Source organism: Microbacterium sp. BWT-B31 (genome assembly GCF_041379855.1).
GTDB lineage: Bacteria > Actinomycetota > Actinomycetes > Actinomycetales > Microbacteriaceae > Microbacterium.
On sequence record NZ_JBFECU010000006.1, the window covers coordinates 76,864 to 96,790 of the forward strand.

Annotated in this window: 19 protein-coding genes; 8 read left to right on the forward strand and 11 right to left on the reverse strand. The window is 72.0% G+C overall.

Features of this window, described 5'->3' with window-relative positions; genetic code table 11:
- Positions 1-19: 19 nt before the first annotated feature.
- From AB1K54_RS08245 to AB1K54_RS08255, 3 genes are read right to left on the reverse strand one after another with little or no spacing between them, the layout of a single operon-like run.
- Positions 20-2,449: an aerobic carbon-monoxide dehydrogenase large subunit gene (locus AB1K54_RS08245; RefSeq protein WP_371202269.1), complete on the reverse strand. Its 2,430-nt coding sequence runs from the start codon at positions 2,447-2,449 to the stop codon at positions 20-22.
- Positions 2,446-3,015, reverse strand: coding sequence for a (2Fe-2S)-binding protein (locus AB1K54_RS08250; RefSeq protein ID WP_371202270.1), 570 nt, complete (start codon positions 3,013-3,015; stop codon positions 2,446-2,448). The genes AB1K54_RS08245 and AB1K54_RS08250 overlap by 4 nt, the downstream gene beginning before the upstream one ends.
- A gap of 1 nt (position 3,016) precedes the next feature.
- Positions 3,017-3,919, reverse strand: a complete 903-nt coding sequence (locus AB1K54_RS08255; RefSeq protein WP_371202271.1) for a xanthine dehydrogenase family protein subunit M — start codon at positions 3,917-3,919, stop codon at positions 3,017-3,019.
- Positions 3,920-4,044: 125 nt separating this feature from the next.
- Between AB1K54_RS08255 and AB1K54_RS08260 the strand changes: the two genes are divergently transcribed.
- The 7 genes from AB1K54_RS08260 to AB1K54_RS08290 are packed head-to-tail and all read left to right on the forward strand — an operon-like array spanning position 4,045 to position 9,089.
- Positions 4,045-5,025 carry a LysR family transcriptional regulator gene (locus tag AB1K54_RS08260; RefSeq protein ID WP_371202272.1) on the forward strand — a complete coding sequence of 327 codons (981 nt, stop codon included), beginning with the start codon at positions 4,045-4,047 and terminating at the stop codon, positions 5,023-5,025.
- Positions 5,026-5,063: 38 nt separating this feature from the next.
- Positions 5,064-6,170 carry a ThiF family adenylyltransferase gene (locus tag AB1K54_RS08265; protein ID WP_371202273.1) on the forward strand — a complete coding sequence of 369 codons (1,107 nt, stop codon included), beginning with the start codon at positions 5,064-5,066 and terminating at the stop codon, positions 6,168-6,170.
- On the forward strand, positions 6,167-7,414 hold the full coding sequence (gene glp / locus AB1K54_RS08270; RefSeq protein WP_371202274.1) for a gephyrin-like molybdotransferase Glp: 1,248 nt from the start codon (positions 6,167-6,169) through the stop codon (positions 7,412-7,414). The genes AB1K54_RS08265 and glp overlap by 4 nt, the downstream gene beginning before the upstream one ends.
- Positions 7,411-7,899: a cyclic pyranopterin monophosphate synthase MoaC gene (gene moaC / locus AB1K54_RS08275; RefSeq protein WP_371202275.1), complete on the forward strand. Its 489-nt coding sequence runs from the start codon at positions 7,411-7,413 to the stop codon at positions 7,897-7,899. Before glp ends, moaC begins: the two co-directional genes overlap by 4 nt.
- 2 nt (positions 7,900-7,901) lie before the next feature.
- Positions 7,902-8,552 (forward strand): molybdenum cofactor guanylyltransferase, encoded by a 651-nt coding sequence (locus AB1K54_RS08280; protein WP_371202276.1) that lies wholly within the window; start codon positions 7,902-7,904, stop codon positions 8,550-8,552.
- A gap of 19 nt (positions 8,553-8,571) precedes the next feature.
- Entirely contained in the window at positions 8,572-8,856 is a 285-nt protein-coding gene (locus AB1K54_RS08285; protein ID WP_371202277.1) for a DUF6457 domain-containing protein, read from the forward strand.
- Positions 8,856-9,089, forward strand: a complete 234-nt coding sequence (locus AB1K54_RS08290; RefSeq protein WP_371202278.1) for a MoaD/ThiS family protein — start codon at positions 8,856-8,858, stop codon at positions 9,087-9,089. The genes AB1K54_RS08285 and AB1K54_RS08290 overlap by 1 nt, the downstream gene beginning before the upstream one ends.
- Before the next feature lie 20 nt (positions 9,090-9,109).
- Here AB1K54_RS08290 and AB1K54_RS08295 read toward each other — a convergent pair whose 3' ends face one another.
- The 7 genes from AB1K54_RS08295 to AB1K54_RS08325 form a co-directional block, all read right to left on the reverse strand.
- Complete coding sequence (locus AB1K54_RS08295; RefSeq protein ID WP_371202279.1) at positions 9,110-9,541, reverse strand: molybdenum cofactor biosynthesis protein MoaE; 432 nt, start codon at positions 9,539-9,541, stop codon at positions 9,110-9,112.
- A complete protein-coding gene (locus tag AB1K54_RS08300; RefSeq protein WP_371202280.1) occupies positions 9,541-10,035 on the reverse strand; it encodes a molybdenum cofactor biosynthesis protein B in 495 nt (164 codons plus the stop codon). The genes AB1K54_RS08295 and AB1K54_RS08300 overlap by 1 nt, the downstream gene beginning before the upstream one ends.
- Before the next feature lie 35 nt (positions 10,036-10,070).
- Positions 10,071-12,521 (reverse strand): FdhF/YdeP family oxidoreductase, encoded by a 2,451-nt coding sequence (locus AB1K54_RS08305; RefSeq protein WP_371202281.1) that lies wholly within the window; start codon positions 12,519-12,521, stop codon positions 10,071-10,073.
- A 161-nt stretch (positions 12,522-12,682) separates the two neighbouring features.
- Positions 12,683-13,189: a signal peptidase I gene (lepB, locus tag AB1K54_RS08310; RefSeq protein WP_371202282.1), complete on the reverse strand. Its 507-nt coding sequence runs from the start codon at positions 13,187-13,189 to the stop codon at positions 12,683-12,685.
- Positions 13,186-13,890 carry a DUF305 domain-containing protein gene (locus AB1K54_RS08315; protein WP_371202283.1) on the reverse strand — a complete coding sequence of 235 codons (705 nt, stop codon included), beginning with the start codon at positions 13,888-13,890 and terminating at the stop codon, positions 13,186-13,188. The genes lepB and AB1K54_RS08315 overlap by 4 nt, the downstream gene beginning before the upstream one ends.
- Before the next feature lie 71 nt (positions 13,891-13,961).
- Positions 13,962-15,854 (reverse strand): hypothetical protein, encoded by a 1,893-nt coding sequence (locus AB1K54_RS08320; RefSeq protein WP_371202284.1) that lies wholly within the window; start codon positions 15,852-15,854, stop codon positions 13,962-13,964.
- A gap of 17 nt (positions 15,855-15,871) precedes the next feature.
- Entirely contained in the window at positions 15,872-16,714 is an 843-nt protein-coding gene (locus tag AB1K54_RS08325) for a hypothetical protein (RefSeq protein WP_371202285.1), read from the reverse strand.
- A 313-nt stretch (positions 16,715-17,027) separates the two neighbouring features.
- Here AB1K54_RS08325 and AB1K54_RS08330 point away from each other — a divergent pair, with 313 nt between their 5' ends.
- Positions 17,028-17,867, forward strand: coding sequence for a helix-turn-helix domain-containing protein (locus AB1K54_RS08330; RefSeq protein ID WP_371202286.1), 840 nt, complete (start codon positions 17,028-17,030; stop codon positions 17,865-17,867).
- Between the two features lie 97 nt (positions 17,868-17,964).
- Here AB1K54_RS08330 and AB1K54_RS08335 read toward each other — a convergent pair whose 3' ends face one another.
- Entirely contained in the window at positions 17,965-19,896 is a 1,932-nt protein-coding gene (locus AB1K54_RS08335) for a helicase HerA-like domain-containing protein (protein WP_371202287.1), read from the reverse strand.
- Positions 19,897-19,927 lie beyond the last annotated feature (31 nt).

Below are 19,927 nucleotides of genomic sequence, written 5' to 3' on the forward strand. Positions count from 1 at the left end.
CCGTACGCACCGGGAGGGGTCAGATCGGGGGCCGCGGAGTGCCCTGCATCGCGTCCCACACCCGCGCGGGCGTGCACGGCATGTCGATCGCGGTCACCCCGAGGGGGCGCAGCGCGTCGATCACGGAGTTCACGATCGCCGCGGGCGAGCCGACGGTCGCCGACTCGCCGATGCCCTTCGCGCCGATCGGGTGGTGCGGCGACGGCGTGACCGTGAAGCCGGTCTCCCAGTCGGGCACCTCCATCGCGGTGGGGATCAGGTAGTCCATGAACGATCCGCCCAGGCAGTTGCCGTCCGAGTCGAACTCGATGATCTCCATGAGCGCCATGCCCACGCCGTCGGTGAGCCCGCCGTGCACCTGGCCTTCGATGACCATCGGGTTGATGCGCGTTCCGCAGTCGTCGACCGCGACGAAGCGGCGCACGGTCACCTTGCCGGTGCCCTTGTCGATGTCGGTGACGCAGAAGTACGCGCCGTACGGGTAGGTGAGGTTCGGCGGGTCGTAGGTGACCTCGGCGTCGAGGTTGCCGTCGACGCCCTCGGGCAGCTGCATCGTGCCGTGCGCGGCGAGCGCGATCTCTTGGATCGTCTTGCCCGCGGTCGGGTCGCCGGCGACGAACCAGCGGCCCTTCTCCCACTCGAGGTCCTCAGGGCGGGTCTCGAGCATCGCCGCGGCGATCAGCCGCGCCTTGTCGCGCACCTTGCGGGTGACCATCGCGACGGCCGCGCCGCTCACCGGCGTTGAGCGGCTGCCGTACGTGCCCAGGCCGAAGGGCGTGCGGTCGGTGTCGCCGTGGACGACCTCGATGTCTTCGGGCGGGATGCCGATCTCTTCGGCCACGATCTGCGCGAACGTGGTCTCGTGGGCCTGTCCCTGGCTCTGCACCGAGAGGCGCACGACGGCCTTGCCGGTGGGATGGATGCGCAGTTCGGCGCCGTCGGCCATCCCGAGGCCCAGGATGTCCATGTGCTTGCGCGGCCCCGCGCCGACGCCCTCGGTGAAGAACGAGATGCCGATGCCCATGAGCTCCCCGCGGGCGCGCTTGTCGGCCTGCTCGCGGCGCAGGTCGGCGTAGCCGACGAGGTCCATCGCGTGCTTCATGGTCAGCTCGTACTGGCCGGAGTCGTACTCGAACCCGGCCAGGTTGTCGTAGGGGAACTGCTCGGGTCGGATGAAGTTCTTGAGGCGCAGCTCCGCGGGATCCATGTCGAGTTCGATCGCGAGCCGGTCGATCATGCGCTCCACGAAATACGACGCCTCGGTCACTCGGAACGAGCACGCGTACGCGACGCCGCCCGGCGCCTTGTTCGTGTACACCGAGGTGACCTTGCCGTACACCGCATCCCACGTGTAGCTGCCGGGGAAGAGGTTGAAGAACCCCGCGGGATACTTCGTGGGCTGGGCCGTGCCGTTGAACGCGCCGTGGTCGGCGAGCACGTCGGCGCGCAGTCCCAGGAGCCTGCCGTCGCGGGTCGCGGCGATCTCGCCCTGCATGATGTAGTCGCGCGCGAACGAGGTCGACATCAGGTTCTCGGAGCGGTCCTCCATCCACTTCACCGGTTTGCCGGTGACGATCGAGCCGACGATCGCGAGCACGTAGCCGGGATAGATCCCGACCTTGTTGCCGAAGCCGCCGCCGATGTCGGGCGAGATGATGTGGATCTTGTGCTCCGGAAGGCCCGCCACCATGGCGATGACCGTCCGGTGGGCGTGCGGGGCCTGCGAGGTCTCGTACAGCGTGAGATCGCCCGACACGGGGTTGAAGTCCGCGATCGCGCCGCACGTCTCCATCGGCGCGGGGTGCACCCGCGGGTAGACGACCTCCTGCTTCACGACGACGTCGGCCCTCGCGAACACGGCGTCGGTGGCGGCCTTGTCGCCGCACTCCCAGTCCGTGATGTGGTTGTCGGTGCGGCCCTCGAGGTCGTCGCGGATCACCGGCGCGTCGGGATCGAGAGCGTGCCGTGCGTCGACGAGCGGCGGCAGGATGTCGTAGTCCACCACGATCGACTCCAGCGCGTCGCGCGCGGCGTAGCGGTCGTCGGCGATGACGAACGCGACCTCCTGCCCTTGGAAGCGCACCTTGTCGGTCACGAGCACCGACTGCACGTCGTAGGACAGGGTCGGGATCCACGCGAGGTTCAGCGGCTCGAGGTCCTTGCCGGTGAGCACGGCACGCACGCCCGGGCGTGCGAGCGCCTCGCTCGTGTCGATCGAGACGATGCGCGCGTGTGCGACGGGCGCGCGCAGGATCGCCCCGTGCAGCATCCCAGGCAGCACGATGTCGTCGGTGTACCGGCCCTGGCCCCGGATGAAGCGCGGATCCTCCTTGCGCTGCAGACGCCCGAAGCCGATGGGCCGAGACGACTCGTGGGCGGCGGGGTTGTGGTCGTGGTGGCGACCGTGCTCGGAACCCACCGTGGGCTGGGTCGTGTCGACGGTGGTCATGATCGGACTCCGCCCTTCTCAAGGTGCGAGTGTTCGTCGGTCTCCATGTACTCCTCGGACTGCACGATCTCGACTTCGCCCTCGCTCTCGGCCTCCACGAGGGTGCCCGAGGGGTGCTCGGCCGCCCACTGGATGGCCCGGACGATCGTGGCGTAGCCCGTGCAGCGGCAGATCTGCCCCGAGATCGCCTCGCGGATCTCGGTTTCGGTGGGATGCGCGTTCTCGTCGAGCAGGGCGCGGGCGGTCAGCATCATGCCCGGGGTGCAGAACCCGCACTGCAGCCCGTGCTCGGCCATGAACCCCTGCTGCACCGGATCGAGCTCGACCCCCTGCGCGAGGCCCTCGACAGTGCGCACCGAATGCCCGTCCGCCATCGCCGCGAGCATCGTGCACGACTTCACCGGCTCACCGTCGACCTGCACGACGCACGTGCCGCAGTTGGACGTGTCGCAGCCCCAGTGCGTTCCGGTGAGCCCCAGGTTCTCGCGCAGGAAGTGCACGAGCAGCACCCGCGGCTCGATGTCGCGCTCGACCTCTTCGCCGTTGACCGTCATCGTCACGTGCATGTCATGCCTCCTGTCCGTGGGCGCCGGCGTCTGCGCCTGTTCCGCCCGCCCGTGCGATCGCCTGTCGCAGCACCCGGCGGGTGAGCTCGTCGGCGAGGTGCCGCTTGTATGCCTCAGAGCCGCGCTGGTCGGCGACGGGGTCGACCGCCTCGCCGGTGAGGCGGCCCGCCTCGGCGATGACCTCGTCGGTCGGTGCGCGGCCGCGCAGCACCGCCTCGGCCGCTCCGACCCGGTCCGACAGTCCGACCGCCGTGACGCCGATCGCGACCTCGGCGACGGTGCCGTCGTCGGCGAGCGTGACCGCGGCGCCCGCGGCGGTGACCGCCCAGTCCCCGACGCGGCGCTCGACCTTCTCGTACGCGCTCGACGAGCGGGGCCGGATCGGCAGCCGCACCTCGACGAGCACCTCGTTGAACGCCACCGCCGTCTCGTACGGACCGACGTGGAACTGCGCCATGCCGATCACCCGCTCGCCCTGCGGCCCGCGGATCACCGCCTCGGCGTCGAGCACCGTGCAGACCGTCGAGAGGTCCTCGGCCGGATCGGCCTGGCACAGCGATCCGCCGATCGTGCCGCGGTTGCGCACGACGGGGTCGGCGACCACCCGCTCGGCGTCGGTCACGATCGGAAACAGCGCCCCCACCTCGCGCGACTCCAGGAGCGTCCGGTGCCGCGTGAGCGCTCCGATGCACAGCCGGTCGCCGTCGCGCCGCACGTAGTCGAGCTCGGCGAGGTCGTTGATGTCGATGAGCGCCTCGGGGCGCGCGAGTCTGAGCTTCATCATCGGAAGCAGGCTGTGGCCGCCCGCGATGACCCGGGAGTCATCGCCGAACCGCGTCAAAAGGGCGATCGCGTCCTCGACGCTGGTCGCTCTCGCATAGTCGAACGGCGCCGGGATCTGCATGGCGCCTCCCCTCTGAAACGCACCGATCCGCCGCCCCACTGCCTCGTGGAGCGTCGCTGTGCATGCCACGTTGCCCCCGGCGATTCCGGGTGTCAACATCGACATAAGCGAAGGGTTATGAGGCCATGGCGATGACGCTGAGCCAGCTGCGCACGTTCGCGCGCGTCGCGAAACTGGGGTCGGTGACCGGTGCCGCCCGGGCGCTCGGAGTGAGCGAGCCCGCCGTCTCAGCCGCGATCGCGTCGCTGCGCGCCGAGCTCGGCGACCGGCTGTTCACCCGCACCCCCACGGGCATCACGCTGACCCCCGGGGGCCGGGCGCTTGCGGCGCACGCCGACGAGATCGTGGGCCTGGCCGAGGCCGCCCGCCGCGACGTCGCGCATGCCGGATCGTCCGACGCCGAACTGCGGGTGCTGGCGACCGCGGCGTTCGCCGAGCACGCCGCGGGGCGCATCTTCGACCTGTTCGGCAAGTGGGTGGCGCCGGACTCGGTCGACGTCATCGTCGAAAGCGCCGACGACATCGCGACCCTGCTGCGCGAGCGGGCGTACGACATCGCGCTCGGGGCGCGTCCGGCGATGGCGGCCAGTGCGGGGCTCGAGCTGGTGCCGTTCTTCAAGTACCAGCGCGTCCTGGTCGCGTCGGCGCGGCATCCGCTCGCCGCCGCAGGCGCGCCGGTGACGCTCGACCGCCTGCTGACGGCGCCGTGGTTCGCCGGTCCCGGCGGATTCGAGCCGCTTACCGAGGAGGGCCGCTGGTTCGGCCGGCTGACGGCGCTTCCCGAGATCGTCGAGCTGACGAGCGAGACCGATGCCGTGGCCGCCGTCGCTGCGGGAGAAGGGGTGATGCTCGCCCTCGGCCACGCCGTGGCGCCGCGCCTTCGCACCGACGACTCCGGCGACCTCGTGCGCCTGCACGTGGCGCAGACGCCGATCTCGGGCCTGTGGTGGGCGACGACGCTCGACGCCGGACGTGCACCGGAACCCGCGCGCACGCTGCAGCGGTTCGTGACGACCGCCGAGGCGACCGCCGCGATCGTCTCGGCGACGGGCTCGCGCGGGCTGTCCCGGCGCGGCGGCAAGTTCCACGTCGCGCTGTGGAGCTGAGCGGCCGCCTTGTCGGCGGCAGGGGTTAGCCTGGCATCATGCCCCTGCCGCCGTTGGTAGAGCCCGTCGCCGCGCTGAGCGACGCCGAGCGCGCGCGCACCGCGCGCCACCGCAGCCTGATTCCCCTGGGCGAGATCGGGCAGCGTCGCCTGCGCGCCGCGCACGTGGCGGTTGTGGGCGCCGGGGGGCTCGGATCGCCCCTCGTGCTCGCTCTCGCTGCCGCGGGCATCGGCACGCTCACCGTGGTGGACGACGACGAGGTCGAGCTGACCAACCTGCAGCGCCAGATCATCCACCGCCTGTCTGACGTCGGGTCGCCCAAGGCCGACAGCGCGGTGCGGGTGGCGGCCGACCTCTCGCCCGAGACCCGCGTGATCCCCGTCCGCGAGCGACTCACCTCCGCCAATGCGACCGACCTCCTCGCCGGCGCCGACCTGGTCGTCGACGGCACCGACACGTTCGAGACGCGCGAGGCGGTCGCCGCCGCGTGCGAAGCGCTCGGCGTGCCGCTCGTATGGGGCACCGTGCAGGCGTTCGACGCACAGGTCACGGTGTTCTGGTCGGCTCCGCCGGCCGGCAGCGCCCCCGTGCGCCTCGCAGACGTGTATCCGCCGGGCAGCGTCGGCGAGCTGCCGACGTGCGCGATGGTCGGCGTGCTCGGCGCGCTGTGCATGCAGGTGGGGTCGCTGCTGGCGATCGAGGCCATCAAGCTCGTCACCGGCATCGGCGAGCCGCTCCTTGGCCGCATGCTCGTGATCGACGGACTGCGGGCGCGGCAGTACGAGGTGCCGCTGCGCGCCGCGCGCACCGCGGCCGTCGCCCGGCCCGCCGCGCCCGAGCCCGTCCGTCACGTGCGCGAGGTGCCGCCCGGCGCCGTCGTGGTCGACGTGCGCGAGCCGCACGAGACGGCGACCGGCACGATCCCCGGCGCCGTGCTGCTTCCCCTGGGCGAACTGCTGGCCGATCCCGCCGCGCTCCTTGCCGAGTCGGGCGCGCCGGGCGACGGTCGCCAGGTCGTCGTCGTGTGCCAGGCAGGTCAGCGCGCCCGCCGCGCGGCGCAGGCGCTGCGTGAGGCCGGGATCGAGGCATCCGTCCTCGCCGGCGGCATGGAGGCGTGGTCGCAGACCGCGCTGGCGTCCGCGTGACCGGCACCGGCAGCCTCCGCGAGGTCGAGGAGCAGCTCGCGCTCGTGCTCGCGCGCGTGCGCCGGGTCGAGACGGAGCGACTGCCGGTCTCCGAGGCGCAGGGCCGCACGCTCGCCGAGCCCCTGCGCGCGGCGATCGACATTCCGGTGTTCGACAACTCCGGAATGGACGGCTTCGCCGTGCGCTTCGCGGATGCGCGGGATGCCTCGCCCGGCCACCCCGTCTCGCTGCGCGTCGTGGCCGACCTGCCCGCCGGGTCGCCCCTGGACCCGCCGATCGGCCCGGGCGAGGCGGTGCGCATCATGACGGGGTCCGCGGTGCCCACCGCGGCCGAGGCGATCGTGCCGTTCGAAGACACCGCCGGCGGACTGGCCGACTCCCTGGGGACCATCTCGGTCGTGGGCGCGCCCCCTGCCGCAGGCACCCACATCCGCCGCCGCGCCGACGACCTCGCCGCGGGCGATCTCGTGCTCGAGGCCGGTGCGCAGCTCGGCCCTCTGCAGCTGTCGTCCGCCGCGGCCGGCGGCGTCGCCGAGGTCGTCGTCGCGCGGCGCCCGCGGGCCGCGGTCGTCTCGACCGGCGCCGAGCTCGTGCCGCCGGGACTCCCGCTCACGCGCGGGCAGATCCCCGAGTCGAACACCGAGCTGCTCACGGGCCTGGCGCGCGGCGCCGGCGCCGAGGTGGTGCTGCGCACGACCGTCGACGACGAAGGCGACGGCCTCACGACGGCGGTGGCCGAGGCATCCGCTCTCGGGGCCGACGTCGTGGTGTTCTCGGGCGGCGTGTCCGCCGGGGCGTACGAGGTCGTCAAGAACACGCTCGCCGGCACGATGGAGTTCGCGAAGGTCGCGATGCAGCCCGGCAAGCCGCAGGGGTTCGGAGTCACCGCCGACGGCATGCTGCTGTTCGGCCTGCCCGGCAACCCGGTCAGCGCCGCCGTGTCGTTCGAGGTGTTCGTGCGTCCGGCGCTCTTGGCGATGCAGGGCCGCGCCCAACTGCACCGGCACATGGTGCGCCTTCCCGCGGCCGTGCCGTGGCGCACGCCCGCGGGGCGCCGCCAGTACCTTCCGGCCGCGATCGACCGCTCCGACCCGGCGCGCTGGACCGTGCGCCCCGCGACCGCGGGCGGCTCGGGCTCGCACCTGGCCGGTGGGCTCGCGCGGGCCGAGGCGTTCGCGATCGTCCCGGCCGAGGTCGACGCCGTCGCGGCGGGCGATGCGGTGGATGTCATGCTGTTGTCATGAGCACGTCCCCGCAGTTCACGCACCTCGACGAGTCCGGCCACGCGCGCATGGTCGACGTCACCCTCAAGCAGCCGACCGTCCGCGCCGCCACGGCGCGCGGGTTCGTGCGCTGCGCGCCCGAGGTCGTCGCGGCGCTGCGCGACGGCTCGGTGCCCAAGGGCGACGTGCTCGCCGTCGCGCGGATCGCGGGCATCCAGGCGGCCAAGCGCACCCCCGAGCTGCTGCCGCTCGCGCACGTGATCGGCGTGCACGGCGCGGTCGTCGACCTCGCGATCGAAAGCGACGGGGTCGCCATCGAGGCGACCGTGCGCACGGCCGACCGCACCGGCGTCGAGATGGAGGCGCTCACCGCCGTGTCGGTGGCCGCCCTCGCCGTCGTCGACATGGTGAAGGGCCTCGACAAGGGCACCTCGATCGAGAACGTGCGCATCGTCGCGAAGACCGGCGGCAAGAGCGGCGACTGGCTGCGCCCCGGCGAGCAGTGACCATGACGGCCTCACGGGGCGCGATCCTGCTCGCGGGCGGCCGCGCGTCGCGTGTCGGCGGCGCCGCCAAGCCGCTGTTCGAGGTCGGCGGGCGCACCCTGCTGGCCGCGGCGATCGATGCGGTGACGGATGCCTCGGCCCGCCCGATCACGATCTGCGGACCGCCGCCCGACCCGGCGCCGGGCCTGAAGCTCACCGGGATCGACGTCGTGCGCGAGCACCCGCCGTTCGGCGGCCCGGTCGCGGGCGCCGTGGCGGTGCTGCGCGCGTGGCGCGAGCGCGGCGACCTGCCGGAGTGGACCTTCCTGCTCGCGTGCGACCTGCCGGGCATCGGCCTCGCCGTCTCGCGGCTCGCACGCGACGCCGCCCTGCTGCCCCGCGACGCCGACGGCGTGTGCCTGGGCGACGCATCCAGCCGCCCGCAGTGGCTCACCGGGCTCTACCGCACCGCGGCGCTGGCCGAGGCCGGCGACCGACTCGACCACGACGGCCGCGACGCCCCGGTGCGCCTGCTCGTGGCGGATCTGGCGATCACCGTGCTCGCCGCCCCCGACCTCGAGACGACGGACGTCGACACGTGGGAGGATCTGACGTGGGCCCGCGCGGCGTTCGGCGGGCCGCCGTCCGACAACTCGCGGAGCGACCGCGTCTGACGCCGATCGAGGAGGACCAGTGAGCGAGAACGACCGCACCCTTCCCCCCGAAGCCCTCGACGCGTGGGCTTCTGCGCTGCGCGAGCGATTCGGGCTCGCACCCGACGATGTGCCGATCGCCCTGGTGCTCGACCTCGCGCGCGATGTCGCGAACGAGGTCGCGCGGCCCGCCGCCCCGCTCAGCGCGTTCGTCGCGGGGCTCGTGGCCGGGCGCGCCGGTGGCGATCCGGCGACCGTGCGCGCGACGGTCGAGGCCGTCGTCGAGCTGGCCGAGACGTGGCAGGTCTCAGAGAGTCACGCCTGATGGCGCTCGTGCGCTACTTCGCCGCCGCGCAGGAGGCCGTCGGGCTCGACCAGGAGCGCCGCGCCGAGGCGACGCTCGGGGCGCTGCGCGCGGCGGTCGCCGCCGAGCACCCCGGTCTCGGCGGGATCCTCCCCCGCTGCGCCGTTCTCGTCGACGGCGCCCGCGTCGGGGACGACACCGCGCTGAGCGGCGACGTGCTGGTCGACGTGCTGCCGCCCTTCGCCGGCGGCTGACCCGCCGCAAGCCGCGCGAGCTACCCGCCGAGGCCCTTCCACGCGGTCGTGCCGTCGGCCTCGACCTGACGCTTCCACACGGGCAGGTCGGTCTTGATCGTCTCGATGATCGCGCGGCAGACCTGAAACGCCTCAGCCCGGTGCGACGACGCGACGACGATCACGACGGCCACGTCGCCGACGGCGAGGCGTCCGATGCGGTGGCTGACCGCGACGAACGCCCCCGAGTGGCCGATCGCCCCCTCGGCGATGCGGCGCAGGCCCGCCTCGGCGTCGGGGTGCGCGGTGTACTCCAGCGCCACCACGGGGGTCGCGGCATCCGGATCGTGATCGCGTACGCGCCCGACGAACGTCGTGACAGCGCCCGCCGTCCGGTCATCGACGGCGGCGAGGTGCGCGTCGAGGTCGAGGGGCTCGGCGCTGATCGCCGCGAGCCGCACCGCGCCGGGCATCAGTGGTCGCCGCCGCTCAGCTGGTCGATGACATGGCCGGCCACCGACAGGATCACCGGCATTCCGGATGCCACGGCCGCAGGCGCCCCCGGAAGGTTGACGATCAGCGCCCCCGTCGTGATGCCCGCGATGGGGTCGACGACACCGGCGAGGCCCCGAGACAGCATCCCGCCCGGGGTCTCGGAGGCGCCGATGCGCCGCAGTTCCTCGGCGATGCCGGGCACCGCGCGCGTGATGACCTTCGCGGTGCCCTCGGGCGTCTCGTCGGTCGGGCTGAGGCCCGTTCCGCCGCTGGTCACGATCAGGCGCGCACCGCCTGCGAGCTCGGCCCACAGCGCGCGCTCGACGTTGTCGGCGCCGTCGGGGACGACGACCGCCTCGTCGACGACGTAGCCTGCCGCCACGAGGGCGGCGACGATCGCGGGGCCCGCGGTGTCGGCGCGCACGCCCGCGGCCGAGCGCGTGGAGACGGTGACGACGGCTGCCGGGATCACTCGCCCACCCTATGCCCGCCCGAGACAGCGCCCGGTCATGCCCGGCGCTCGAGGCGGATGATGACGGACTTCGACGTGGGCGTGCCGCTCACGTCGGCGACCGAGTCCAGCGGCACGAGCACGTTCGTCTCGGGGTAGTACGCCGCGGCGTTGCCCCGTGGAGTGGAGTAGGCCACGATGCGAAACTCCTCCGCGCGGCGCTCCTGCACGACGTCGTCCGGCCCGCGCCACTCCGACACGAGGTCGACGATCTCGTCCGGGACGAAGCCGAGCTCCTGGATGTCCTCCGCGTTCACCAGCACCACACGGCGCCCGCCGTGGATGCCGCGGTACCGGTCGTCCTTGCCGTAGATCGTGGTGTTGTACTGGTCGTGCGAGCGCAGCGTCTGCAGCAGCAGGCGCCCGGGAGGAATGAACGGGTACTCCAGTTCGTTGACGGTGAACCGCGCCTTGCCGTCGGCGGTGGCGAACGTGCGGCCGTCGCGCGGGCCGTTGGGCAGCATCATCGTGCGGCCCTTGTCGACGCGGGTCTCGAAGTCGTCGAAGCCGGGGATCACGTTCGAGATGTGCGTGCGGATCAGGGCATAGTCGCTCTCGAGGGCGGTCCAGTCCGCGTGCGGCACGTTGAGCGGATGCCGCCGCCCCGCCGGGTCCGCACCGTCGGGGTCGTCCTGCACGGGCCGGTGCTCCTGCCCCCGCTCGGCCTGGTCGAGCCAATCCGGCCCGCCATCGGGTCCGCTCGCCGAACCAGCCTCGGCCGGGCGGGCGGCATCCGTCCCGAACAGCGCAGCGCACAGCCGCGCGACGATCGCGACCTCGCTCAGCAGGTCGTCGGCGGGCGGGGCGAGCCGCCCGCGCGAGGCGTGCACCGCGCCCATCGAGTCTTCGACGGTGACCTTCTGCTCGCGGCCGCCGCGCCGGTCGCGGTCGGTGCGTCCGAGGGTGGGGAGGATGATCGCCCGGCGTCCGGTGACCGCGTGCGAGCGGTTCAGCTTCGTCGAGACCTGCACCGTGAGGTCCATGTTGCCAAGGGCCGCCTCGGTGACGTGCGTGTCGGGCGTCGCCGACACGAAGTTGCCGCCCATCGCCATGAAGACGCGCGCCCGGCCGTCGCGCATCGCGCGGATCGCCTCGACCGTGTCGAAGCCGTGGTCACGCGGGGCGGCGAACGCGAACTCTGCGTCGAGCGCGTCGAGGAAGGCATCCGACGGCTTCTCGTAGATGCCCATCGTGCGGTCGCCCTGCACGTTCGAGTGCCCGCGCACCGGGCACACGCCGGCGCCGGGGCGGCCCATGTTGCCCTGCAGCAGGAGCATGTTCACCACGTCGCGCAGCGTGGGCACCGAATGCTTGTGCTGGGTCAGGCCCATCGCCCAGCAGACGATCGTCGACGTCGAGCCGCGCACCGTCTCGGCCACTCGCCGCAGCGTCTTTTCGGCAAGCCCGGTCGCCGCGACGAGGTCGCCCCACGCGACGTCGTTCATCGCCTGCCGGTAGGCCTCGAAGCCGCTCGTGTGCGCGGCGACGAACTCGTGGTCGATGACGCCGCCCTCGGCCTCCTCGACCTCGAGCAAGTGCTTGCCGATCGCCTGGAACAGCGCCTGGTCGCCGCCGAGGCGGATCTGCAGGAACTCGTCGGCGATCTTCGTGCCGCCGAGGATCACGCCCTTGACGGTCTGCGGGTTCTCGAACCGCACCAGCCCCGCCTCGGGAAGGGGGTTCACCGCGATGATCGTCGCACCCTTGTTCTTGGCCTTCTCGAGCGCGCTCAGCATGCGCGGGTGGTTGGTTCCGGGGTTCTGGCCCGCGACGATCAAGAGATCGGCGTCGTGGACGTCTTCGATGGTGACGGTGCCTTTGCCGATGCCGAGAGTCTCGGTGAGCGCAGAGCCGGATGACTCGTGGCACATGTTCGAGCAGTCCGGAAGGTTGTTCGTGCCGAGGCCGCGCACGAGCACCTGGTACAGGAACGCCGCCTCGTTCGACGTGCGTCCGGACGTGTAGAAGATCGCCTCGTTCGGGTCGTCCAGCCCCCGCAGCGCGTCGGCGATCTCGCGCAGCGCGTCGTCCCACGAGATCGGCCGGTAGTGCGTGGCGCCCTCGTCGAGGACCATCGGATGCGTCAGCCGGCCCTGCTGGCCCAGCCACCAGTCGTCGTGCCCGGCGAGGTCTTGGACCGAGTGCTCGGCGAAGAACTCCGGCCCGATGCGGCGCAGCGTCGCCTCCTCGGCGACCGCCTTGGCGCCGTTCTCGCAGAACTCGGCGATGTGTCGCTTGTCTTCTTCGGGCCACGCGCAGCCGGGGCAGTCGAAGCCCTCCTTCTGGTTGACGCGCAGCAGCGTCTCGACGCTGCGCTTGAGGCCCATCTGGTCGTACGAGATCTGCAGCGCGTGCATGACCGCCGGCACGCCCACCGCGACCTTCTTGCGTCCGGTGACGTGGACCTTCGCCTCGTCGATGTCCGTCCGGGGTGCCTTCGTCGCCATGTGCTTCCTCGCCTCGTCGCGGTCGCGTCGGCGCGACCGACGCACCTTCCTCCATGCTAGAACCGCCCGGAGGCGCCGGCTCGGGCTGTTCCGATGAGCGGGAAGGTTCTCGGGGCGGATGCCGCGGCATCCGTCACCGAATCACCCGCTCGCCGGGGCGCTCACCACCACGCGCGCACGGTGCCGCGCAGGTCTTCGAGCGCAACGGCCCCGTGACCGGGCGCCGACAGCGCCGCCCGCGAGTCGGCCGAGGCGTCGCGGTTGTCTCCCATGACCCACACCGCGCCGTCGGGAACGGTGACACGGAACGGAATGCGCCCGCCCGGCCGGTTCTGCCCGGCGTACGGCTCCTCGACGGGCTGCCCGTCGATCACGAGCCGGCCGGTGCCGGCCTCGCAGCACACCACGACATCGCCTGCGACACCGACCACCCGTTTCACCAGGGCCGCTGCGGGCTGGCCCGACCAGCCTCCGGTGTCGTCGAGCAGCACGATGTCGCCGCGGGCGGGCGTGCTCCAGCGGTCGAACAGCACGAGATCGCCGTCACGGAGGGTGGGGCTCATGGAGTCGTTGCGAACCGTTCCCACCCCGAATGCCGCCAGGGCGAACGCAGCGGCCACGAGCGGAAGCACCATCGCCGCCGCCGAGCGGAGCACGCGCCGGCTCACGGCAGCTCACCGAGGAGTCTGCGCATCGCCGTGATCTCGCGGTCCTGCTCGACCAGAACGTGCTTGCCCGACGTGCGCACGAACGCGTTGGACCCGGTGGTGACGGCGAGCGTCGCCATCTCGAGCGCGCCCTGGTGGTGCGCGATCATGAGTTCGAGGAACATGCGCTCGGCGGCGGCGCCGTCGGCGGCATCCAGCGCCGCCAGCTGGTCGGGGCTCGCCATGCCCGCCATTGCGCCGTGTCCGTGGTCGCCGCAACCGGTGGGCGTCGCCTCAGCCGCCGGGCCGGAGTGCGCGGTATGGCCATCGGCCGAGCCCTGCGCGTCCTGGGCGGGGGCGGCCGTGCGCCACGCGTCCTGCCAGTGGCGCATGATCTCGATCTCTGCGGACTGATCGGTCACGATGAACGCGGCGAGCGCCCTGGTGCGTTGGCTCGCACCCGACGCGTCGAGCAGGAGTCCGCTCAGCTCGAGCGCCTGCGCATGGTGCGGGATCATCCCCTCGACGTAGCAGTAGTCCTGCACCGTCGGATACTGCGACGGTGCCGCGGCGAGGCCTGCGGTCGCGACATCCGCGGCCGCGCTCGCCGCAGCCGGCGCGGCGGGCGGCGGGACGGTGAGTCCGAGCATCACCGCCGCCGCTGCCGCGAGCGCCGTCGCGACGGCTGCCACCACGCCTCCTGCGGCCATGGTCCTGCGCATGCTGTATGTCCTTTCCGGCAGAGCGGATGCCGCGGGGCGGCGCGTCGGGTCGCGCCGCCCCGCGGTGTCGATCAGGCGTGCGCGCGTACGCCCTGGCGCCGCAGGTACAGCGCGGCGCCGCCCAGGCCCGCCCCCGCGACCAGGAGCACCAGACCCGACAGCGCCCAGCGGTTCGCGTCGGTTCCGGTCGACGCGAGCGCTCCGAAGACGGCGGCGGGCGAGACCGAGACCACCGTGAAGGTGCCCTCCGCGACGTCGCTCGAGGTCTGGCCGGTCAGCACCAGGCGGTGCTCGCCGAACGGCGTGTCGATCGGCACGATGAACTGCGTGTTCACGACTCCCTCCTCGTCGGCGATGAAGGTTCCGACCTCGACCGGATCGGAGTGCAGCACGGCGCTGACCGTCTCACCCGGTGCGAAGCCCTCCGCGGTCGCCGTCTGCGTCACACCCGGCGCCACCTCGGCCTGCCCGAACGTCACGGGGTTCGGCGCCGGGGTCTCTTCTCCGCCCGGAGCGGTCGGGGTCGACGCGGGCGTCGAGCCGTCGGTCGGCGCGGTCGTCGGCGTCGGCGGGGTGGTCGGCGTCGGCTCGGTCGTCGGCGTGGGCTGGGTGGTCGGCGTGGGCGAGCCGGTGGGGGTGGGGGTGATGTTCGGGTTCGCAACCCCACGCATGTCGCCGTTGACCCACTTGCGGCCCTCGGGAATGTTGGGGTTCTGCGCCGCGAAGTCGCGCGGGTAGAGGGTGAAGCCCTGCCAGTGGATCGGCATCGGGCTCTGATCCTCGTCGCGGTTGATGTGGTGGAAGCCCACATTCACCCAGGCGACCGGGTCCTTCAGCGCCTCACCGTCGGCGACGTAGTCCGTCACCGACTGCCCCGCCTTCGACGGGATGAGGTTGTGGCTCGCATGCACCTCGTCGGGCTTGGCCGAAGTGAAGGCGATGTCGTAGTCCGTCTCGGGGTTGAGGTTGTACGCCTGGTCGCGCGGCACGATGATCTCGTACGAGCGGGCGTGTCCGTCGGCGTTGAGGCTCTGCGGGTTCACGACTCGGTAGGCCTCGCGGTTGGCGCCGAGGGTCTTGGTCTCGTTCGTGATCGGGGTGAGCTGCGTCTCGAGGATCGCCGTGTGCCCGGTGTCGCCGGTCGTGCCGTACTCGCCCGTCGGGGTCGTCGAGAACTTCTCGACGGCCTGATCCGCACCGGCGTCGATGCCGAAGTCCACTCTCCAGAAGGCCGAGTGGTAGTGGTTGACCGCGAAGTCCTCCTGACCGGGGGCGATGGGCCAGCCGTGGTTGACGACGTTGACGTAGTCGTTGGGCGACAGGTCGCCGGTGGCGCCCAGCTGCACCGAGATCTCGCCGTCGTCGTGGAACCGGTACTGCACCTGGTACTCGTACCAGCCGATCCGCGACACGGTGTGAAGCACGAGGTCGGTGCCTTGGGCGGCGTACAGCGCGTCGTTGCCGATGTAAGAGCGGTACGCGATGCCCGAGTCCTCCTCGCCGACGCACAGCGCGGGGATCACGCCGCGGTACGCGTCGATCCACGCGCTGCGGATCTCTCCCACCGGGCAGTCCACCGCCTCGAGCGCCTGCAGGCGGCGGCCGCCGACCTGATAGGTGGTGACGTCGTTGTACTCGGTCGCCCCGGTGTCATACGGCACGTTCAGCTGCGCGAGGGCGATGGAGTCGAGCACGAGGATCGGCGCCTCGTCGTCGCGCGGCTGATAGGCGACCTTGTCGAGCACAAGGCCGCGATACGAGTCGATGCGCCAGCACATCTGCCAGCTCGAGCCCGACTCCAGCGTCTCGGAGACGAGCGATTGGCCCGAGCACGACGCTTCGGTGATCGTCTGCGCCGACGCGGCGCCGGGTGCGGACAGCACGACCAGTCCGCCGGTGAGGACGGCTGCGGCGGTCGCCCCGCTGAGCGCTCGCCGCGCTCGGGAGGAAGGGGTTCGTTTCATCGGGTTTCTCTCCATGGTCATGAGACGGTCAGAACGGTGCGGGTCGACAGGTTGACGACGTAGGTGCTGGTGGTCAGGTACGCGCCGCCGTCGACCTGTGCGAGCAGCTGCACGCAGCGGTCGGCGCCGCACGATTCGGCGCCGAAGGATCCGGCATCCGTCACGAACGAGTGCGCGGTGAGGAGGACCTCGGCCGACGCCGGGGTCAGGACCGATCCGCCGGTGAGCGCCGCGAACTCGTCGACGATCGGCTGTGCGGCCTGGTCGGCCAGCAGCAGCTCCCACGCCCGCTGCGTCTCGGCGTCGGTGGGGGCCGGCTGGGTACCGGACGCGCGCTGCACGGACTCGACGACACCGGTCGTGACGTTCACGATCATGCTGACGGTCTCGTTCGTGCCGTAGTCGTAGTAGAGCGACAGCAGGCGGCGCTGACTGTCGGTGTACGCCTGAGGGTCGGCCACGTCCGTCGACAGGAACTGCAGTCCCGCCTCGCCGAACACGTCGACGCCGGCCGGGAACGCCGGATCCTGCGCGCCGAGGAAGCGCACGTACTCGACCTCTGAGCCGGAGAGCTGGTCGTATGCGGCGGCCACCGTCGCAGGCCGGGGGATCTGTTCCGCCTTCTCGGGCGCGTCGTCGTCGGTGCTGTCCGCGGCGATGGGAGTCGACTCCGGGGTCTCGGGCGTCGAGGTCGCCTGAACGGCCACCTGCGTCGCGAAGGCGAGCGCGACGGCCGCCGCGGCGGCGGCCACGGCCGAGCCGATGCCGAGCGCGCGCGGGGTCAGTGCGCTGCGCGATCTCGGCTTCTGCCGCGACGAAGGCGGCGAGTCGCCTTCAGGTGAGAGCTGTGTATCTGTCACAGGAATCCTTTCGATGGCCAGGACGCAGCTCGCGCTCGCGTCGGGCCGATTCTTCGCCGTCGCCGTTTCCCGACCGTGTGCGGGTGCGAACACCGGGCGAAATCCTCGTGAGACAGAGCCGAGCCGTTCGCGGGGGACGGCCTCGCCCGTCGTGACATGCCCGAAACACCGCGCGAACCAGCCCGCAACACCGGGCGACTACCTTCCCCTGCGATGGGGAGCTAGGAGGACCAGTGAGCGCGCTCGCGCACGCCATCAGGCAGGGCCGCCCGAAGACAGATCCCGATGCGCCGGAACCCCGGCCGGAGCCGCTGTGAGCGAGGCAGGTCTCTCGCGAGCAGCGCCCGAGCCCGAGCGGGGCCGTCTGCACCTGCTGACGAAGGACTGCGGCAACGCGCGCCTGCCTGAGAAGGGCCTGGGCCTTGCGCTCGAGATCCTCGAACAGGTGGCACGAGCCGACCACGTGGCGTCCGCGGCGGCGATCGCGCGGGCCATCGGCGCGCCTCGGGCAAGCGTCTATCGCATCATCAACGCCCTCGTCCGCGACGAGTACCTCGTGCGTCGAGCCGACTTCACCGGATTCCGTCTCGGCATGCGCGTGCTCGAGCTCGCCGCGCTCGTGGGGACATGCACACGACCCGAGTTCGCGCCCCTGCTCGAGAAGCTGCGAGACACGACCGGCGAGGCTGTGCACCTGTTCTGCTTCCATCGCGCCGGCGTGGCGCTCCTGGACGAAGACCCCGCGCAGCCGCTGTCGGATCGCAACGCCCTCTTCAGCGATCCGACCCGCTCCGCCATCGGGCACCTGTGGCTCATGGAGGGTTGCACCCGCGACCTGCCGCATGCCCCGCGCTGGCGGATCGAGACACCGGCGGACGAGCTTCGCGCGATCCGCGAGGCGTACGCGATCCGCGGATACGCCGAGCAGGCCACCTTCCTCGCGCCCGACCGGGGATGCCTCGCCGTGCCGATCCACGACGGATGCTCGCGCCCCGTCGGGGCTGTCACCCTCTCGACATCCGTCGCCCGCCTGTCGCTCGCCGCGCGGCACGTGAGCGCTCTGCGCGAGGCCGCGAAGGCTCTCGGGCAGACTGGATTCCCTGAGCGCCTGACGACCGGGCGGATGCCGCGGCATCCGTCATTCGGCTCGTGAGGAGATCCGCGATCTTGAGGAGGAATGCCCAGCGCTCGCCCTCAGAACGCCGGATCCCCTCGGAACGGATGCCGCGGCATCCGCCCTCGGTCGCGACTCAGCGCCGCCCGTTTCCGAACAGCCCGCGGATCACGCCGTTCAGGATCGTCTGCGTGGACTTCGACCCGAGCACCTGCTCCAGCGGCGATGTCTGCGCGCGCGTCGAGCGCGACGTGCGGGTGGTGCCCGAGGTCTTCTTCAGCAGCCGCTCGTACTCCTGCTGCGCCTTCTTGTCGGCCGCCGCCTGCGCCTTGTCGATCGCGGCCTGCTGCTTGGCGTACTCGGCGTCGGCCTTCGCCTTCGCGACCGCCGCCTGCTCGGCCGCCTCGGCCTCGGCCGCGGCGTTCATGCGGGCCGTGAGAATCTCTCGCGCCGACTCGCGATCGATCGCGGTGCCGTAGCGCGCCAGCAGCGGGGATGCCTTCACCGCGCGCTCGATGTCGGGGTCGGGAGTCGGCGACATGAGCCCCTGCGGGGCGCGCAGCCGCGTCCACGCGACCGGCGTCGGGGCGCCCTTCTCGCTCATGACGGTCACGATCGCCTCGCCGGTGCCGAGCTCCTGCAGCACGCGCTCGAGGTCGTAGCCGGACCTCGGGTAGGTGCCGACGGTCGCCCGCAGCGCCTTCGCGTCGTCGGGGGTGAATGCGCGCAGGGCGTGCTGGATGCGCGACCCGAGCTGGGCGAGCACGTCGCCCGGCACGTCCTTCGGGGTCTGCGTCACGAAGAAGACGCCCACGCCCTTCGAGCGGATGAGCCGCACGGTCTGCGTGATCGCCGAGAGGAAGTCCTTCGACGCGTCTTTGAACAGCAGGTGCGCCTCGTCGAAGAAGAACACGAGCTTGGGCTTGTCGGCATCGCCCACCTCGGGGAGGATCTCGAACAGCTCGGCGAGCAGGTACATGAGGAACGTCGAGAACAGCGCGGGCTTGTCGACCACGCCGGGCACCTCGAGGAGCGACACGATCCCCCGCCCGTCGGGGGCCTGACGCAGAAAGTCCCGCACGTCGAACTCGGGCTCGCCGAAGAAGACGTCGGCCCCGTCGTCGGCGAACGTGATGAGCTCGCGCAGGATCACCCCGGCTGTCGCCGCGGACAGCCCGCCGAGGTCCTTCAGCTCGGCCTTGCCCTCGTCGCTGGTGAGGTAGCTGAGCACGGCCCGCAGGTCCGACAGGTCGACCAGCGCGAGCCCGTTCGCGTCGGCGTAGTGGAACACCAGCCCGAGGCTCGACTCCTGCGTCTCGTTGAGCCCGAGCACCTTGCTCAGCAGCAGCGGCCCGAACCCGCTGACCGTGGCGCGCACCGGCACGCCCTTGCCGATGCCGCCCAGCGCGAAGAACTCGGTGACGGATGCCTCGGCCTTCCAGTCCTGCCCGATCGCGGTGGTGCGGGCGAGCAGCTTCTCGCTCTGTTCGCCCGGCGTCGCCACGCCCGAGAGGTCGCCCTTGATGTCGGCGGCGAACACCGGCACGCCCTTGGCGGCGAGCTGTTCGGCCAGGCCCTGAAGCGTGCGGGTCTTGCCCGTGCCGGTGGCGCCGGCGACGAGCCCGTGCCGGTTCATCATCCCCAGCGGGATGCGCACCTGCGCCTGAGCCACCGGGTCGCCGTTGACGAGCGCGCCGACGTCGAGCGTCGTGCCCTCGAACGCGTACCCCGCGACGATCTTCGCCACCTCGTCCGCGTCGAGCGGGCCGGAGGCGGCGGGTGTCGCCGCGGGCGCGGGCGATCCGCCGTTCTGCGGAGATCCGCCGTTCTGCGGACCATCTTCCGCGGAAACCTCCGCAGAAACGCTTATCTCCGCAGTTGCGACGGGGGTGACGGATGCCGCACCCTTCGGCGCAGCGGCGATCCTCGCCTTCGCGGCTTCGGCGGCGGCGAGCGCGGCCTTCGCCTGCGCGGCTTTCAACTGTGCTTCGGCTGCTTCCGCCTCGGCGCGGAGGCGCGCGAGCTCCGCTTCGGCGGCGGCGACCGCAGGATCCGGCGACGGTGACATGGCGTCAGCCTAGCGACGCGGTGCGCCCGCG

Excerpts from the sequence above, each read along its gene's own strand:
- AB1K54_RS08245 (WP_371202269.1), bottom strand. The coding sequence starts at position 2,449 with ATGACCACCGTCGACACGACCCAGCCCACGGTGGGTTCCGAGCACGGT.
- AB1K54_RS08305 (WP_371202281.1), bottom strand. The coding sequence starts at position 12,521 with ATGGCGACGAAGGCACCCCGGACGGACATCGACGAGGCGAAGGTCCAC.
- AB1K54_RS08335 (WP_371202287.1), bottom strand. The coding sequence starts at position 19,896 with ATGTCACCGTCGCCGGATCCTGCGGTCGCCGCCGCCGAAGCGGAGCTC.
- AB1K54_RS08295 (WP_371202279.1), bottom strand. The coding sequence starts at position 9,541 with ATGCCCGGCGCGGTGCGGCTCGCGGCGATCAGCGCCGAGCCCCTCGAC.
- AB1K54_RS08255 (WP_371202271.1), bottom strand. The coding sequence starts at position 3,919 with ATGCAGATCCCGGCGCCGTTCGACTATGCGAGAGCGACCAGCGTCGAG.
- AB1K54_RS08260 (WP_371202272.1), top strand. The coding sequence starts at position 4,045 with ATGGCGATGACGCTGAGCCAGCTGCGCACGTTCGCGCGCGTCGCGAAA.
- moaC (WP_371202275.1), top strand. The coding sequence starts at position 7,411 with ATGAGCACGTCCCCGCAGTTCACGCACCTCGACGAGTCCGGCCACGCG.
- AB1K54_RS08315 (WP_371202283.1), bottom strand. The coding sequence starts at position 13,890 with ATGCGCAGGACCATGGCCGCAGGAGGCGTGGTGGCAGCCGTCGCGACG.
- AB1K54_RS08280 (WP_371202276.1), top strand. The coding sequence starts at position 7,902 with ATGACGGCCTCACGGGGCGCGATCCTGCTCGCGGGCGGCCGCGCGTCG.
- AB1K54_RS08320 (WP_371202284.1), bottom strand. The coding sequence starts at position 15,854 with ATGAAACGAACCCCTTCCTCCCGAGCGCGGCGAGCGCTCAGCGGGGCG.
- AB1K54_RS08290 (WP_371202278.1), top strand. The coding sequence starts at position 8,856 with ATGGCGCTCGTGCGCTACTTCGCCGCCGCGCAGGAGGCCGTCGGGCTC.
- AB1K54_RS08265 (WP_371202273.1), top strand. The coding sequence starts at position 5,064 with ATGCCCCTGCCGCCGTTGGTAGAGCCCGTCGCCGCGCTGAGCGACGCC.
- AB1K54_RS08250 (WP_371202270.1), bottom strand. The coding sequence starts at position 3,015 with ATGCACGTGACGATGACGGTCAACGGCGAAGAGGTCGAGCGCGACATC.